Annotated in this window: 13 protein-coding genes; all 13 read right to left on the bottom strand. The window is 73.0% G+C overall.

Going from position 1 to position 15,124, the window contains the following annotated elements:
- Window positions 1-37 precede the first annotated feature (37 nt).
- Complete coding sequence (locus tag HGA03_RS03940; RefSeq protein WP_168628952.1) at window positions 38-1,516, bottom strand: glutamate synthase subunit beta; 1,479 nt, start codon at window positions 1,514-1,516, stop codon at window positions 38-40.
- The gene (gene gltB / locus HGA03_RS03935) at window positions 1,509-6,080 is read right to left on the bottom strand and encodes a glutamate synthase large subunit (protein ID WP_168628951.1); all 4,572 of its coding nucleotides are present in this window, start codon (window positions 6,078-6,080) and stop codon (window positions 1,509-1,511) included. Before gltB ends, HGA03_RS03940 begins: the two co-directional genes overlap by 8 nt.
- A 130-nt stretch (window positions 6,081-6,210) precedes the next feature.
- On the bottom strand, window positions 6,211-7,170 hold the full coding sequence (gene lgt, locus HGA03_RS03930; protein WP_168628950.1) for a prolipoprotein diacylglyceryl transferase: 960 nt from the start codon (window positions 7,168-7,170) through the stop codon (window positions 6,211-6,213).
- Window positions 7,171-7,238: 68 nt separating this feature from the next.
- Window positions 7,239-8,027: a tryptophan synthase subunit alpha gene (gene trpA, locus HGA03_RS03925; RefSeq protein WP_168628949.1), complete on the bottom strand. Its 789-nt coding sequence runs from the start codon at window positions 8,025-8,027 to the stop codon at window positions 7,239-7,241.
- Window positions 8,024-9,328 (bottom strand): tryptophan synthase subunit beta, encoded by a 1,305-nt coding sequence (trpB, locus tag HGA03_RS03920; RefSeq protein ID WP_203767097.1) that lies wholly within the window; start codon window positions 9,326-9,328, stop codon window positions 8,024-8,026. The genes trpA and trpB overlap by 4 nt, the downstream gene beginning before the upstream one ends.
- Window positions 9,329-9,371: 43 nt before the next feature.
- A complete protein-coding gene (gene trpC / locus HGA03_RS03915) occupies window positions 9,372-10,187 on the bottom strand; it encodes an indole-3-glycerol phosphate synthase TrpC (RefSeq protein ID WP_168628947.1) in 816 nt (271 codons plus the stop codon).
- A 93-nt stretch (window positions 10,188-10,280) separates the two neighbouring features.
- Window positions 10,281-10,526, bottom strand: a complete 246-nt coding sequence (locus HGA03_RS03910) for an HGxxPAAW family protein (protein ID WP_168628946.1) — start codon at window positions 10,524-10,526, stop codon at window positions 10,281-10,283.
- A 123-nt stretch (window positions 10,527-10,649) separates the two neighbouring features.
- The gene (locus HGA03_RS03905; protein WP_168628945.1) at window positions 10,650-11,522 is read right to left on the bottom strand and encodes a DUF4190 domain-containing protein; all 873 of its coding nucleotides are present in this window, start codon (window positions 11,520-11,522) and stop codon (window positions 10,650-10,652) included.
- 70 nt (window positions 11,523-11,592) lie between these two features.
- Window positions 11,593-12,045, bottom strand: a complete 453-nt coding sequence (locus HGA03_RS03900) for a DUF2752 domain-containing protein (RefSeq protein WP_168628944.1) — start codon at window positions 12,043-12,045, stop codon at window positions 11,593-11,595.
- A gap of 5 nt (window positions 12,046-12,050) precedes the next feature.
- A complete protein-coding gene (locus HGA03_RS03895; RefSeq protein WP_168628943.1) occupies window positions 12,051-12,497 on the bottom strand; it encodes a DUF4190 domain-containing protein in 447 nt (148 codons plus the stop codon).
- 102 nt (window positions 12,498-12,599) lie between these two features.
- Entirely contained in the window at window positions 12,600-13,178 is a 579-nt protein-coding gene (locus HGA03_RS03890; protein ID WP_168628942.1) for a Trp biosynthesis-associated membrane protein, read from the bottom strand.
- The gene (locus HGA03_RS03885; protein ID WP_168628941.1) at window positions 13,175-14,731 is read right to left on the bottom strand and encodes an anthranilate synthase component I; all 1,557 of its coding nucleotides are present in this window, start codon (window positions 14,729-14,731) and stop codon (window positions 13,175-13,177) included. Before HGA03_RS03885 ends, HGA03_RS03890 begins: the two co-directional genes overlap by 4 nt.
- The gene (gene hisI / locus HGA03_RS03880; protein ID WP_203767100.1) at window positions 14,728-15,102 is read right to left on the bottom strand and encodes a phosphoribosyl-AMP cyclohydrolase; all 375 of its coding nucleotides are present in this window, start codon (window positions 15,100-15,102) and stop codon (window positions 14,728-14,730) included. Before hisI ends, HGA03_RS03885 begins: the two co-directional genes overlap by 4 nt.
- Between the last annotated feature and the right edge of the window lie 22 nt (window positions 15,103-15,124).

Below are 15,124 nucleotides of genomic sequence, written 5' to 3'. Positions count from 1 at the left end.
GGATGGGCCGGACGTCCCGCACCCCAGGCGGAACCGCTCAGGCCCGCAGCGCCGTCGTCCCGGCCGTGACCGGCGCCGGCAGCTCGGTGGCACCGGTGAGGTAGCGGTCGACCGCGGCGGCGGCGGCCCGGCCCTCGGCGATCGCCCACACGATCAGCGACTGGCCGCGACCGGCGTCCCCGGCCACGAACACCCCCGGCTCGCTGGTGGCGAAGTCGGCGGCACGCTGGATGGTGCCCCGGGCGGTCAGGTCGACCCCGGTCTGCTCGACCAGGTGCTCGGTCTCCGGGCCGGTGAAGCCCATCGCGATCAGCACCAGGTCGGCAGGGATCACCCGCTCGGTGCCCGGGGTCGGCACCCGGCGTCCGTCCGGCAGGTACTCGGTGGTGGCCAGGCGCAGCGCCCGGACCTGCCCGCCCTCGCCCTCGAAGCCGACGGTGGAGGCCAGGTAGGCCCGCTCACCGCCCTCCTCGTGCGAGCTGGACACCTCGAAGACCACCGGGTCGGTCGGCCAGGGCTGGTTCGCCGGGCGCTCGGCCGGCGGCTTCTTGCCGATCGCCAGCGTGGTGACCGAGGCCGCCCCCTGCCGCAGGGCGGTGCCCAGGCAGTCCGAGCCGGTGTCGCCGCCGCCGATGATGATCACGTGCTTGCCGGCGGCGTCGATCGGGTCGGCCACCACCTTGCCCGCGACCAGTGCGTTCGACTGGTGCAGGTACTCCATCGCCGGGTGGATGCCGGCCAGCTCGCGACCGGGCAGCGGCAACTCGCGCGGGACGGTGGCCCCGGTGGCGACCACCACGGCGTCGTAGCGCGCCCGCAGCTGGGCCCAGGTGATGTCGGTGCCGATCGCCACGCCCGGCCGGAACCGGGTGCCCTCGGCGGTCATCTGCTCCAGCCGGCGGTCGATGTGCCGCTTCTCCAGCTTGAAGTCCGGCACGCCGTAGCGCAGCAGGCCGCCGATCTCGTCGTCCCGCTCGTAGACCGCGACGGTGTGCCCGGCGCGGGTCAGCTGCTGGGCGGCGGCCAGGCCGGCCGGGCCGGAGCCGACCACCGCGACGGTGTGCCCGGTCAGGCGCTGCGGCACCTGCGGGGTGACCAGCCCCCGGTCGAAGGCCTCGTCGATGATCGTGACCTCGACGTTCTTGATCGTCACCGGCGGCTGGTTGATCCCCAGCACACAGGCCGACTCGCACGGCGCCGGGCAGATCCGGCCGGTGAACTCCGGGAAGTTGTTGGTGGCGTGCAGCCGCTCGATCGCCTCCGCCCACTGCCCGCGCCAGACCAGGTCGTTCCACTCCGGGATCAGGTTGCCCAGCGGGCAGCCGTTGTGGCAGAACGGCACGCCACAGTCCATGCAGCGGCCGGCCTGCCGGTGGATCAGGGTGGCGGACTGCTTGTCCTCGGCGACCGACAGGTGCTCGTGCACCTCCCGCCAGTCCAGCAGGCGCAACTCCACCGGGCGGTTCGGCGGCAGCTCGCGCTCCCGGACCTTCAGGAACCCACGGGGGTCAGCCACGTGCCACCTCCAAGATGCCCTCCCACACGCCCGGGGCGCTGGGGTCGAGTCCATCGGCCTCCGCCCGGGCGAGCGCGGCCCGGACCCGGGCGTACTCGACCGGCTGCACCCGGGTGAACCGGGCGCGGGCCTCGTCGGTCAGGGTGTGGTCGCCGCCGAGCAGTTCCCCGGCGACCTGGGAGCCGGTCAGCTCCAGATGACGGCGGACCAGGTCGCCGACCAGCGCGGCGTCCTCGTCGGTGAGCGGCTCCAGGGCCAGCTCTCCCGCGGCCATCGACTGCACGTTGACCCGCTCCGGCTTGAGGTCGAGCACGTAGGCCGACCCGCCGGACATGCCCGCGGCGAAGTTCCGGCCGGTGGCGCCGAGCACCACCACGGTGCCGCCGGTCATGTACTCGCAGCCGTGGTCGCCGACCCCTTCGGTGACCAGGGTGGCCCCGGAGTTGCGCACCGCGAACCGCTCACCGGTCAGACCGGAGGCGAACAGTTCGCCCGAGGTCGCGCCGTAGCCGATCACGTTGCCGCCGATCACGTTGTGCGCGCCGGCCAGCGCCGCCGAGCGGTCCGGCCGCAGCACGATCCGGCCGCCGGACAGGCCCTTGCCGACGTAGTCGTTCGCGTCGCCCTCCAGCCGCAGGGTGATCCCGCTGGGCAGGAACGCGCCGAAGGACTGCCCGGCCGACCCGGTCAGCCGGACGTCGATCGTGCCGTCCGGAAGGCCCGCGCCGCCGTAGCGCTTGGTGACCTCGTGGCCGAGCATGGTGCCGACCGTGCGGTTCACGTTGCGCACCGGCAGCTCGATGGTCACCGGGCGCGCGTCCTCCAGCGCCGGTCCGGCCAGCGCGATGAACTGGTTGTCCAGCGCCCGGTCCAGGCCGTGGTCCTGGTCCTGCACGTGGTGCAGCGCGGAGCCGGGCAGCGGATCGGGCACCGCCAGCACCGGCGCCAGGTCCAGGCCCTGCGCCTTCCAGTGGTCCACGGCATCGCGGGTGTCCAGCAGCTCGACGTGGCCCACCGCCTCCTCGATGCTGCGGAAGCCCAGCTCGGCCAGGATCTCGCGCACCTCCTGGGCGATGAACTCGAAGAAGGTCACCACGAACTCGGCCTTGCCGGTGAACCGCGCCCGCAGCTCCGGGTTCTGGGTGGCGACCCCCACCGGGCAGGTGTCCTGGTGGCAGACCCGCATCATGATGCAGCCGGAGACCACCAGCGGCGCGGTCGCGAAACCGAACTCCTCGGCGCCGAGCAGCGCTCCGATCACCACGTCGCGGCCGGTCTTGAGCTGGCCGTCGACCTGCACCACCACCCGGTCGCGCAGGTCGTTCAGCACCAGGGTCTGCTGGGTCTCGGCCAGGCCGATCTCCCACGGGGTGCCCGCGTGCTTGAGCGAGGTCAGCGGGCTGGCGCCGGTGCCACCGTCGTGGCCGGAGATCAGCACCACGTCCGAGTGCGCCTTGGCCACCCCGGCGGCGATGGTGCCCACCCCGAACTCGGAGACCAGCTTGGTGTGGATCCGGGCCGAGGGGTTGGCGTTCTTGGCGTCGTGGATCAGCTGCGCCAGGTCCTCGATCGAGTAGATGTCGTGGTGCGGCGGCGGCGAGATCAGGCCCACGCCCGGCGTGGAGTGCCGGGTCTTCGCCACCCACGGGTAGACCTTCGGGCCGGGCAGCTGACCGCCCTCGCCGGGCTTGGCGCCCTGGGCGAGCTTGATCTGGATGTCGTCGGCGAAGGTCAGGTATTCGCTGGTCACGCCGAACCGCCCGGAGGCGATCTGCTTGATCGCCGAGCGCCGCACCGGGTCGTGCAGCCGCTCCGGGTCCTCGCCGCCCTCGCCGGTGTTCGACTTGGCGCCGAGCTGGTTCATCGCGATCGCCAGGGTCTCGTGCGCCTCCTGGCTGATCGAGCCGTAGGACATCGCGCCGGTGGAGAACCGCTTGACGATCTCGGCGACCGGCTCGACCTCCTCCACCGGGATCGGCGCCCGCTGCCCGTCGCGGAACTTCAGCAGCCCGCGCAGGGTCATCAGCCGCTCGGACTGCTCGTTCACCCGGTGGGTGTACTGCCGGAACACGTCCATCTGCCGGGTCCGGGTGGAGTGCTGCAGCCGGAACACCGTCTCCGGGTCGAACAGGTGGTCCTCGCCGTCACGGCGCCACTGGTACTCACCACCGGTGGCCAGGCGGCGGTGCGGCTGCCGGTTGCCGGAGGCCGGGTAGGCGTCGGCGTGCCGGGCGGCCACCTCGGCGGCGATCACGTCCAGGCCGATCCCGCCCAGCCGGCTGGTGGTGCCGGTGAAGTACCGGTCGACCAGCGCGTGCGACAGGCCGATCGCCTCGAACACCTGCGCCCCGCGGTAGGACGCGATCGTGGAGATGCCCATCTTCGACATCACCTTGAGCACGCCCTTGCCGAGCGCCTTGATCAGGTTGGCGACCGCCTTCTCCGGCGCGACGTCCGGCAGGAAGCCGGAACGGGCCAGGTCCTCGACGGTCTCCATCGCCAGGTACGGGTTCACCGCGGCCGCGCCGTAGCCGATCAGCAGCGCCACATGGTGCACCTCGCGCACGTCACCGGCCTCGACCACCAGCGACACCTGGGTGCGGGTGTGCCGGCGCAGCAGGTGGTGGTGCACCGCGGACAACAGCAGCAGCGACGGGATCGGCGCCCGGTCGGCATCGCCGTCCCGGTCGGAGAGCACGATGAAGCTCACGCCGTCGGTGACCGCCTGGTCGACCTCGGCGAAGATCTCCTCCAGCCGGTGCTCCAGCGCCTCGCCGCCACCGGCGACCGGGTACAGCCCGCGCACGATCACGCTGCTGAACACCCCGCGCATCGCCGGGTCCCGGTCGATCTTGACGATCTTGGCCAGGCCGTCGTTGTCCAGCACCGGGAAGCCCAGCACCAGCTTGCGGGCGTGCTGCGGGCCATCCTCCAGCAGGTTCGGCTCCGGGCCGATCGCCCCGCCGATGCTGGTGACCAACTCCTCCCGGATCGCGTCCAGTGGCGGGTTGGTCACCTGGGCGAACATCTGGGTGAAGTAGTCGAACAGCAGCCGCGGCCGGGCGGACAGCACCGCCACCGGGGTGTCCGAGCCCATCGCGCCCAGCGGCTCGGCGCCGGTCGCCCCCATCGGGGTGAGGATGACCTTCAGCTCCTCCTCGGTGTAGCCGAACGCGCGCTGGCGGCGGCGGACACTGGCCGTCGAGTGCGCGATGTGCTCACGCTCCGGCAGCTGGTCCAGGTACACCGAGTTCTCCGCCACCCACTGCGCGTAGGGCTTCTGCGCGGCGAGCTGGGCCTTGACCTCGTCGTCCTCGACGATCCGGCCCTTGCCGGTGTCGACCAGGAACATCTTGCCCGGCTCCAGGCGGCCCTTTCGGACCACACTCGCCGGGTCCAGGTCCAGCACCCCGGCCTCGGAGGCCATCACGACCAGGCCGTCCTCGGTCACCCAGAACCGGCCCGGGCGCAGGCCGTTGCGGTCCTGCACCGACCCGATCAGGGTGCCGTCGGTGAAGGTGATCGCCGCCGGGCCGTCCCAGGGCTCCATCAGGGTGGCGTGGTACTCGTAGAACGCGCGGCGGGCCGGGTCCATCTGGGCGTGGTTCTCCCACGCCTCCGGGATCATCATCATCACCGCGTGCGGCAGGCTGCGGCCGGACAGGTGCAGCAGCTCCAGCACCTCGTCGAAGGACGCGGAGTCCGACCCGCCGGGGGTACACACCGGCAGCAGCGGGTTCAGGTCGCCCAGCTCCTCGCTGCGCAGGGTGCCCTCCCGGGCGGCGACCCAGTTCCGGTTGCCCTTGACCGTGTTGATCTCCCCGTTGTGCGCGATCAGGCGCAGCGGCTGGGCCAGCGGCCAGGACGGGAAGGTGTTGGTGGAGAACCGCGAGTGCACCAGTGCGATCTCGCTGGCGTACCGCGGGTCGGACAGGTCGGTGAAGAACGGCTCCAGCTGTCCGGTGGTCAGCATGCCCTTGTAGGCCAGCGTCCGGGCGGACAGCGAGGCGAAGTACAGCCCCAGCTCCCGCTCGGCACGCTTGCGCAGCCGGAACGCCCGGCGGTCCAGGTCCAGCCCGGACAGCTCCCGGGACGGGTCCGCCACCACCAGCTGGCGGAAGAACGGCATCGACGCCCGCGCGCTCGGACCCACCAGATCCGCGGTCACCTGGACATCACGCCAGGCCAGGACGTCCAGCTTCTCCTCGGCGGCGACCGCCTCCACCGCGCGCTCGGTCGCGGCCCGCTCGGCCTCGTCCATCGGCAGGAAGGCCATCCCGATCGCGTACCGGCCGGCCGGCGGCAGCTCCGCGTCCACCACGTCCCGCAGGAAGGCGTCCGGGATCTGGGTCAGGATGCCGGCGCCGTCACCGCTGTTCTCCTCCGCGCCGACCGCGCCGCGGTGGTCCAGGTTCAGCAGTGCGGTCAGGCCGGCATCGACGATGTCACGCCCGGGGGTGCCACGCAGCGTCGCCACGAAGGCGAATCCGCACGCGTCGTGCTCTGCCGCGGGGTCGTACAGACCCGTGGCTGCGCTCGGGGCGTTCCTCGGTGACGCGGGCATCAGCACCGTCCTCACGGCCCGGGGGCGGGCCACGTCGAAACATGTGGGGGGTGGGACGTCATCGGCCCGGGGTGGGGTGACGATACATGCCGGAAACCGGCAGTTCTCACATCGTCTCAGATCGGGGAAATCACTGCTCCGCGGCGGACGCGTTCTCCGAGTCCGCGGGTGCCTCGTCCGCCTCGTCCACCGGGGTCCCGGTGTCCTGGGCGGGTACTGGTGTCGCGTCCGGGGCGTCCTGCGGTGTCGAGGACCCGGCGCGGGTGCTGGTCTCGCGTCCGGGATGGCGACGCCCGACCACCAGGAACGCTACCAGCGCCCCGAGGCCCACGATGATCGACATCCAGACGTTCACCCGCAGACCGGCGATGGTGTGCGCCTCGTCGATCCGCACCAGCTCGATCCACAACCGGCCACTGGTGTAGATCAGCACGTACAGCCAGAACACCCGGCCGTGGCCCAGCCGGAACCGCCGGTCCAGCCAGATCAGCAGCGCCGCCCCGGCCAGGTTCCACAGCATCTCGTACAGGAACGTCGGGTGGAACAGCGTCCCGGCCTCGAACCCGGCGGGCAGGTGGGCGGCGTCGATCTCCAGCCCCCACGGCAGCGTGGTCGGGCCGCCGAACAGCTCCTGGTTGAACCAGTTGCCCAGCCGGCCGATCGCCTGGGCGATCAGCAGCCCCGGCGCCAGCGCGTCCGCGAACACCGGGAAACTCACCCCGAGCCGGCGGCAGCCGATGTACGCGCCCACCGCACCCAGGGCCACCGCCCCCCAGATCCCGAGGCCGCCCTCCCAGATCGCGAACGCCTTCCACGGGTCGCCGCCGGCACCGAAGTACGCGTCCGGGCTGGTGATCACGTGGTACAGCCGCCCGCCGACGATCCCGAACGGCACCGCCCAGAATGCGATCTCCAGCACCTCGTCCGGGTCGCCGCCCCGGTCCTTCCACCGCCGCTGGGTCAGCACCGCGGCGACCACGATCCCGGCCAGGATCGCCAGGGCGTAGGCGCGCAACGGCAGGGGTCCGAGGTACCAGACCGAGTTCGGCGGGCTGGGGATGCTGGCGGGCAGCAGGGCGGCGGGGATCACGGGGTGCAGCCTATGCGAGGGCGTGGGGGGCGCTGTACGGCACAGACCTGATGACCGCGGTCACGCGGTCACCGGGCCGCGCGGACGCCCTCCGCCAGACCCGCCGCGACCGAGGCCAGCTCGGCCAGCCCGGTGTCCAGCGCCCGGACGAAGGCCGAGCCCACGATCACGCCGTCCGCGTAGCGCGCGATGTCGGCGGCCTGCTCCGGGCGGGACACGCCGAGTCCGACGCAGACCCGCTCGGCCCCGGCGGCCCGGGTGTCGGCGACCAACTGCTCGGCCTTGGCGCCGACACTGGTGCGCTCGCCGGTGACGCCCATCGTGGAGGCGGCGTAGACGAAGCCGTCGCAGGCCGCGGCGGTCATGGCGAGGCGTTCCGGGGTGGACGACGGGGCGACCAGGAACACCCGGTCCAGGGCGTGGGCGGTCGAGGCGTCGATCCAGTCCTGGCCCTCGTCCGGGATCAGGTCGGGGGTGATCAGCCCGGCTCCCCCGGCCTGCGCCAGGTCGCGGGCGAAGGCGTCGACGCCGTAGCGCAGCACCGGGTTCCAGTAGGTCATCACCAGGGTGGGCGCGCCGGTGGCGGCGATCTGCTCCACGGCGCCGAACACGTCCCGGACGCGGGTGCCCTGCACCAGCGAGCGGTCCACGGCGTGCTGGATGGTCGGGCCGTCCATCACCGGGTCGGAGTACGGCAGACCGAGCTCGATGATGTCGACGCCGTTGTCCACCAGGGTGCGGGCGGCGGCGACCGACCCGGCGACATCCGGGTAGCCGAGCGGCAGGTAACCGATCAGCGCGGCCCGGCCGTCCTGCTTCAGGCGGTCCAGGGTCTGACCGGTCCGGCTGCGGGTCACAGCTGCTCTCCCTCGTCGGCGTCGACCACCGGCTTCTTGTCCACCAGACCGAACCAGGCGGCGGCGGTGGCCACGTCCTTGTCGCCACGGCCGGACAGGTTGATCAGGATCACCGGCGGCAGGCCGTCGTCGCGCCAGGTCGCCGCCTCCCGGCCGAGCTTGATCGCACCGGCCAGGGCGTGCGAGGACTCGATCGCCGGGATGATGCCCTCGGTGTGGCACAGGATCCGGAAGGCGTCCATCGCCTCGTCGTCGGTGACCGGCAGGTAGCTGGCCCGGCCGGTGTCGTGCAGCCAGGCGTGCTCCGGGCCGACGCTGGGGTAGTCCAGCCCGGCGGACACCGAGTGGCTGGGCAGGGTCTGGCCGTCGTCGTCCTGCAGCAGGTACGACTTGGTGCCCTGCAGCACGCCCGGGAACCCGCCGCTGAACCGCGCGGCGTGCCGGCCGGAGGAAATGCCCTCGCCACCGGCCTCGAAGCCGTAGAGCCGGACCGACGGCTCGTCCAGGAAGGCGTTGAACAGCCCGATCGCGTTCGACCCGCCACCGACACAGGCCACCGCGGCATCCGGCAGCCGGCCGATCTCCGCGGCGAGCTGGGCCCGGGCCTCCTCGCCGATGATCGAGTGCAGGTCGCGGACCAGGCTCGGGAACGGGTGCGGACCGGTGGCGGTGCCGAGCAGATAGTGGGTGGTGTCGACGTTGGCGACCCAGTCGCGCAGCGCCTCGTTGATCGCGTCCTTCAGCGTGCGGGTGCCGATCTCCACCGGGATCACCTCGGCGCCGAGCAGGCGCATCCGGGCCACGTTCAGCGCCTGGCGCTCGGCGTCCACCGCGCCCATGTACACGGTGCAGTCCAGGCCGAGCAGTGCGGCGGCGGTGGCGGTGGCCACCCCGTGCTGGCCGGCCCCGGTCTCGGCGATCACCCGGGTCTTGCCCATCCGCTTCACCAGCAGCGCCTGGCCCAGCACGTTGTTGATCTTGTGCGAGCCGGTGTGGTTGAGGTCCTCGCGCTTGAGGAACACCCGGACGCCCTCACCCACGTGCGCGGCGAACCGCGGGACCTCGGTCAGCGGGCTGGGGCGGCCGGTGTAGGTGCGGTGCAGCCGGGCCAGCTCGGCGCCGAACTCCGGGTCGGCCTTGGCCTTGGCGAAGGCGTCCTCCAGCTCGTCCAGCGCGGCGATCAGCGCCTCCGGGACAAAGCGCCCGCCGAAGTCACCGAAGTAGGGACCCTCGTGCTGGGCGAGCGGGCCGGTGGCCGGGGTCCGGGTGGTCTCGGGGCGGCCGGGGGCGGCGTCGGGCACGTCGTTCCTCTCGCTGGGGGTGCTCAGAGCTGGCGTCGGTGGCTCACTGCCGGACGGCACGCAGCGACGGATGGGCGCCGGCCGCGACCAGGTCCGCCACCGACTGGCGCGGGGCGTCGTCGGTGACCAGGGCCTCGCCCACCAGCACCGCATCGGCGCCGGCCCGGGCGTAGTCCATCACGTCGTGTGGGCCGCGCACGCCGGACTCGGCGATCCGCACCACGTCGGTCGGGATCGACGGCGCGACCTGGTTGAAGGTGTTCCGGTCGACCTCGAGGGTCTTGAGGTTGCGGGCGTTCACGCCGATCACCCGGGCACCGGCGTCCACGGCGCGCAGCACCTCCTCCGAGTCGTGCACCTCGACCAGGGCGGTCATGCCCAGCGAGTGCACCCGCTCCACCAGGGAGGTGAGCACGGTCTGCTCCAGCGCGGCGACGATCAGCAGCACCAGGTCGGCCCCGTGCGCCCGCGCCTCCCACACCTGGTACGGCGTGACCACGAAGTCCTTGCGCAGCACCGGGATGTCCACCCGGGCCCGCACCGAGTCCAGATCGGCCAGGGTGCCCTTGAACCGGCGCTGCTCGGTGAGCACGGAGATGGCGGTGGCGCCGCCCTTCTCGTACTCGGCGGCCAGCGCGGCCGGGTCGGTGATCGTGGCCAGCGCGCCCTTGCTCGGGCTGGACCGCTTGACCTCGGCGATCACGGTGACCGCGTCCTCCAGCCGCAGCCGGGACACACAGTCCACCGCCCCGGGGACGTGGGAAGCGCGCTCCTTCAGTTCGTCGAGCGAGGTCGCGGTCTGGCGCACGGCCAGATCCTCACGGACCCCGGCGACGATGTCGTCGAGAACAGTTGCCATCGGACGTCTCCCCACTTCGGCAGCTCGCCCATCGTAGAGCCGCGGGATGAATGCCCCGACCAGCCGCCCACCAGGTGGGCAGCTCAGTGCCGCTCAGTGCCCGTGCGTCCCGGTGTGCTTCCCGCCCTGGCCGAACCCGGCCGCCCGCAGCACGATCCCGGCGATCACGCCGGCGACCGAGACCGCCAGGCCGGCCCAGAACAGCCAGACCAGGGAGAAGATCATCGCGAGGGCGGCGACCAGGAAGCCGGCGACCACCACGACGGTGACGGTCCACGCGGCGATGGTCCGCCCGTGGTTGGTCGGCGGAGCCACCGGCGGGAGGCGCAGCGCCTCCATCCGCGGACCCTGTGCGGTGACGGCGACGCCGCCCCGGGGGCTCTCAGTACGCAGCGACTGACCGGCCATCGTGTTCCAGCACCTTTCTGACGGAATGTCGCCAACCCTAACCGACGTCCGGGGTCAGTAGCCGTACAGGCCCTCCGTGAAGCCCTGGATGAAGTAGTACCCGAACAGCACCAGGCCCAGACCCAGGCCGATGTACCCGGTGATCAGACCCGCCAGAGCCATCCCGCCGTTGTTCGCCGTGCCCCGCCGCACCTCCCGCCGGCTGAGATGGCCGGTGATCACCGCGCCGACGGAGGCCAGCACCGGGCAGAGCACCCAGAACAGCACCAGACCGACCACGCCGAGCACCAGGGACCAGATGCCGAGGGAGTTGCGGGGGTAGGTCACCACCGGCGCCCAGGGCTGGGCCGGGTAGCCGGGCTGCTGGCCGAAGCCGGCGGGCTGGCCGTACGCCGGCTGCGGGGGGTAGCCGGGCTGGCCGTAGGCGGGCTGCTGGGGCCCGGGCTGGCCGTAGCCGGACGGGTCGCCGTACGGGGTGGGCGTGCCGTAGGGGGCGGGGGCGCCGTACCCGGCCCCGGAGCCGTACGGGCCGGTGGAGCCGTACGGGGCGGAGCCGGCGTAAGGGTCGGTGCTGCTGTAGGGGTCGGAGGAGCCGTACGGGTCCGATGCCGGCTGTGCCGGGGTGTACGGCTGCTGGCCGTAGGGATACGGGTCCTGCGCCTGCGGGTCGTACGGGGCCGGCGCGGCGGCTTCTGCGGAAGGGCTCGGGGCCGAGGGCTCCCCCGCGCGGTCCTGCGGCGGGGCGAACCGCGCGTGATCCGCTGCCGTCCCGGCGTCCTGCGGCTGCTCGTCCGATGCCCCGTCGGCGGGCGGCTGGTCCCCGCTCGTGGCCGGGCGGTTCCACGCGGGCGGCGCGAACGGGAACGCCGGGTCGGGGGCCGGGCGGCCGTCGGTTCCGGGGTCCTGCGGGTCCTGGGGCGTGGACATGCTGCTCCTCCTACCGGGTGCGCGATCGGGGCTCACCGTAGCGTGCGGCCAAGCCTGCACGGGCGGGACGTCAGACCGGCGGGGCGAGCGCTCCGGCCCAGGCCGGGACGTTCCGGGCGATTCCGTAGAGCACGAGCAGGATCAGCCCGAGCACGTACCACCGGTCGCGCAGTCCGAGGGCCGCGGAACGGCCCTGAGCGGCGCGCACCGTCCAGCGGGCCCACAGGCCGACCACCAGGGGGATCAGCAGCACCCAGACCGGGTTCATCGCCCAGGCACCGGCCAGGTCACCGGTGAGGACGTCGTGGGTGGCACGCAGGCCACCGCAGGCCGGGCAGTACCAGCCGGTGAGCAGGTACAGCGGGCAGGCGCCCCAGGAGCCGGACTGGTGCGGGTCGCGCAGCACCAGGGCGAGTCCGGCGGCGCCGACCGCGGCGCCGGACAGCAGCGGCACCCGGGCAGCACGCAGACGGGCGACGACCCCGGTGGGGGCCGTCGCCCGCGTCTGCGGCTCGAGCGTCATCCGGCTCAGTAGCTGCTGCTGTCCAGGATCCCGGCGAAGGCCCCGGTGAGCCCCAGGATGATGGCGATGATGCCCCACGCGATCGAGATCCAGCCCAGCACGATGCCGGCGGTCGCCATCCCGCCGTTGTTCGCCTCGCCGCGGGCGACGGCCTTCTTGGCGTTGTTGCCCACGATCACCGCGGGGATACCGGCGACGAAGCCGCACAGCACCAGGCCCACGATGCCGAGCACCAGCGAGATCACGGCCAGGTTGTTCTTCGGGTAGCCGTACATCGGGGTCTGCGCGTAGGGCTGCCCGGTCGGGGCGGACGGGTAGTTCGGGTAGCCGGCGCCCGGGTCCTGCGGGGCGCCGTACTGCGGGGTGCCGCCGTACTGCGGGGGCTGACCGTACTGGTCGCCGCCGCCCTCGCCGGGCTGGTACGGGTCCTGCGGCTGGTTCGGGGTCGACATGGGTTCTCCTCGCAAGGATTCGTCGTGGTCATGGGGGTCACGGCTGCGCGCAAGGCTACCGGTCGGGCGCATCCGCGCACATCGGAGTACCCGTCCGGGTGATCAGGTCGGGTCGTCGCCCCGGCCCAGCGCGTCCCAGGTCGCGCGCTCGTCGTCGGGCGGGGTGGCGTCCCGCGGCGCCGGAGTCTCGGCGCCGGAACGCTCGTGCCGGGACGAGGGCGCCGCCCAGTGTGCGGAGGCGCGCAGCAGCAGGACGGCCGCCACCACGGTCAGCACGCCCAGGCCCACCGCCGCCCACGGCCACGGCGCGACCACGACCGCACCGTCCAGCACGCCGACGCCGGTCAGGTCGGCCGCCGCCTGGGTCGCCCGGTCCTCGGCACCGGAGCGCGCGGTGACCGCACCGGCGATCACCAGGACCCCGGCTGCGGCGACCACCAGGCTGACCACCCAGCGACCGATCCGGCCGACCAGGCCGAGCGCCAGGGCGGCCGCCGCCAGCACCAGGGACGCACCGATCACCCCGGGGGCGGCAGCCGCACCGGTCACCCGGACCTCGACGGTGCCGATCACCGGGCCGGTGGCGGTGCCGGTGATCCAGGCGGGCAGCGTGACCGCCCCGGTCAGGCCGGCGAGCACCAGGAGCAGCAGCACCCAGGGCCCGCGCCGGGCCGGGCTCACCGGCGCACCGGGCGCAGCCGGGCAGCGATCTGCACCGCCCGGACTGCGGCGGCCGCCTTGTTCCGGGACTCCTCGTACTCCAGTGCGGGCACCGAGTCCGCGACGATCCCGCCCCCGGCCTGGACGCTGGCCCGGCCGTCCCGGATCAGCGCGGTCCGGATCGCGATCGCCATGTCCATGTTCCCGGCGAAGTCGAAGTACCCGACCGTGCCGCCGTAGATCCCGCGCCGGGCCGGTTCGATCTGGTCGATCAGGGCGATCGCCCGGGGCTTGGGAGCGCCGGAGAGCGTACCGGCCGGGAAGGTCGCGGTCAGGGTCTGCAACGCGGTCGACCCGGGGCGCAGCTCACCGGTGACCGTGGAGCAGATGTGCATGATGTGGCTGTACCGGTGCACCTGCATGAACTCGGCCACCTCCACGGTGGCCGGCTCGCAGACCTTGACCAGGTCGTTGCGGGACAGGTCGACCAGCATCAGGTGCTCGGCCCGCTCCTTGGGGTCGGCCAGCAGTTCGTCGTGCAGCCGCCGGTCCTCCTCCGGCGAACCACCGCGCGGGCGGGAACCGGCGATCGGGAAGGTGGTCACCTGCCGGTCGGCGACCTTGACCAGGGTCTCCGGGCTGGAACCGACGACGGCGAAGTCCCGCCCGGCGGCGTCCTGCAACTGCAGGTAGTACATGTACGGGCTGGGGTTGATCGTGCGCAGCACCCGGTACACGTCCAGCGGCTCGGCGGGGCAGTCCAGGTCGAGTCGCTGGGAGATCACCACCTGGAACACCTCGCCGTCCCGGATCGCGACCTGCCCGGTGCGCACGGCGTCCTCGAAGTCCGGCCGGCTGGTGCGGAACTCCAGCTCCGGGGTCGGGGCGTCGTCGTCCAGCCGGGCCAGCGACGGGGAGGCCCCGGCCAGCAACTGCTGTTCCATCGCGTCCAGCCGAGCGACCGCGTCGGCGTAGGCCTCGTCCACCCGCTCGTCGGTGCCGTCGAAGTTGATCGCGTTCGCCACCAGCCACACGGTGCCGTCCCGGTGATCGGTCACCGCCAGGTCGGAGGCCAGCAGCAGCGACAGCTCCGGCACGTCCAGCTCGTCCGGCGCCTCGGCGGGCAGGGTCGGCTCCCAGTGCCGGACGATGTCCCAGCCCAGGGCGCCGACCAGGCCGCCGGTCAGCGGGGGCAGGCCGGGCACCTCCGGAGTGCGCAGCACGTCGAGCGTCCGGCCGAGCACATCCAGCACGTCACCGTCGGTGGGCACCCCGGCGGGCACGTCGCCCAGCCAGGTGGCGCGGCCGTCCCGGACGGTCAGGGTGGCGCGGGAGCGGACCCCGACGAAGGACCAGTGCGACCAGGTCCCGTCCTGTTCGGCCGACTCCAGGATGAAGGTGCCCGGACGGCCCTGCGCCAGGGTGCGGTAGAGCCCGACCGGGGTGCTGTCGTCGGCGAGCAGGCGGCGCACCACCGGGATCACCCGGCGCTCGGCGGCCAGCCCGCGGAAGCCGTCGACGGTCGGCCAGGTCTCGCCCCAGGGCACCTGCACGGGCTGCTCCGCCGCGGTCATGCCCGCTCCCCGATCGTCGCGCCCAGGTCGCCGCCGGCCTCGAAGCAGGTCCGGGTGCCGGTGTGGCACGCGGCGCCGACCTGGTCCACCCGCACCAGCAGTGCGTCACCGTCGCAGTCGAGCTGCACGGACTTCACGTACTGCACGTGCCCCGAGGTGTCGCCCTTGCGCCAGTACTCCCGGCGCGACCGGCTCCAGAACACCACGCGCCCGCCGGTCAGCGTGCGTCGCAGGGCCTCGTCGTCCATCCAGCCGAGCATCAGCACCTCGCCGGTGTCGTGCTGCTGGATCACGGCGGCGACCAGTCCGGCGTCGTCGCGCTTGAGCCGCGCGGCGATGGTCGGGTCGAGTGTCGCGGAGTTGTCGGTCACGGGGCTGATCCTTCCATGCGGG

It is taken from the genome of Cellulomonas denverensis (assembly GCF_012396125.1).
Lineage (GTDB): Bacteria > Actinomycetota > Actinomycetes > Actinomycetales > Cellulomonadaceae > Cellulomonas > Cellulomonas denverensis.
This window is presented reverse-complemented; position numbering and strand designations above follow the sequence as displayed.

Excerpts from the sequence above, each read along its gene's own strand:
- gltB (WP_168628951.1), bottom strand. The coding sequence starts at position 6,080 with ATGCCCGCGTCACCGAGGAACGCCCCGAGCGCAGCCACGGGTCTGTAC.
- trpC (WP_168628947.1), bottom strand. The coding sequence starts at position 10,187 with ATGGCAACTGTTCTCGACGACATCGTCGCCGGGGTCCGTGAGGATCTG.
- HGA03_RS03910 (WP_168628946.1), bottom strand. The coding sequence starts at position 10,526 with ATGGAGGCGCTGCGCCTCCCGCCGGTGGCTCCGCCGACCAACCACGGG.
- HGA03_RS03905 (WP_168628945.1), bottom strand. The coding sequence starts at position 11,522 with ATGTCCACGCCCCAGGACCCGCAGGACCCCGGAACCGACGGCCGCCCG.
- HGA03_RS03900 (WP_168628944.1), bottom strand. The coding sequence starts at position 12,045 with ATGACGCTCGAGCCGCAGACGCGGGCGACGGCCCCCACCGGGGTCGTC.
- HGA03_RS03895 (WP_168628943.1), bottom strand. The coding sequence starts at position 12,497 with ATGTCGACCCCGAACCAGCCGCAGGACCCGTACCAGCCCGGCGAGGGC.
- HGA03_RS03885 (WP_168628941.1), bottom strand. The coding sequence starts at position 14,731 with ATGACCGCGGCGGAGCAGCCCGTGCAGGTGCCCTGGGGCGAGACCTGG.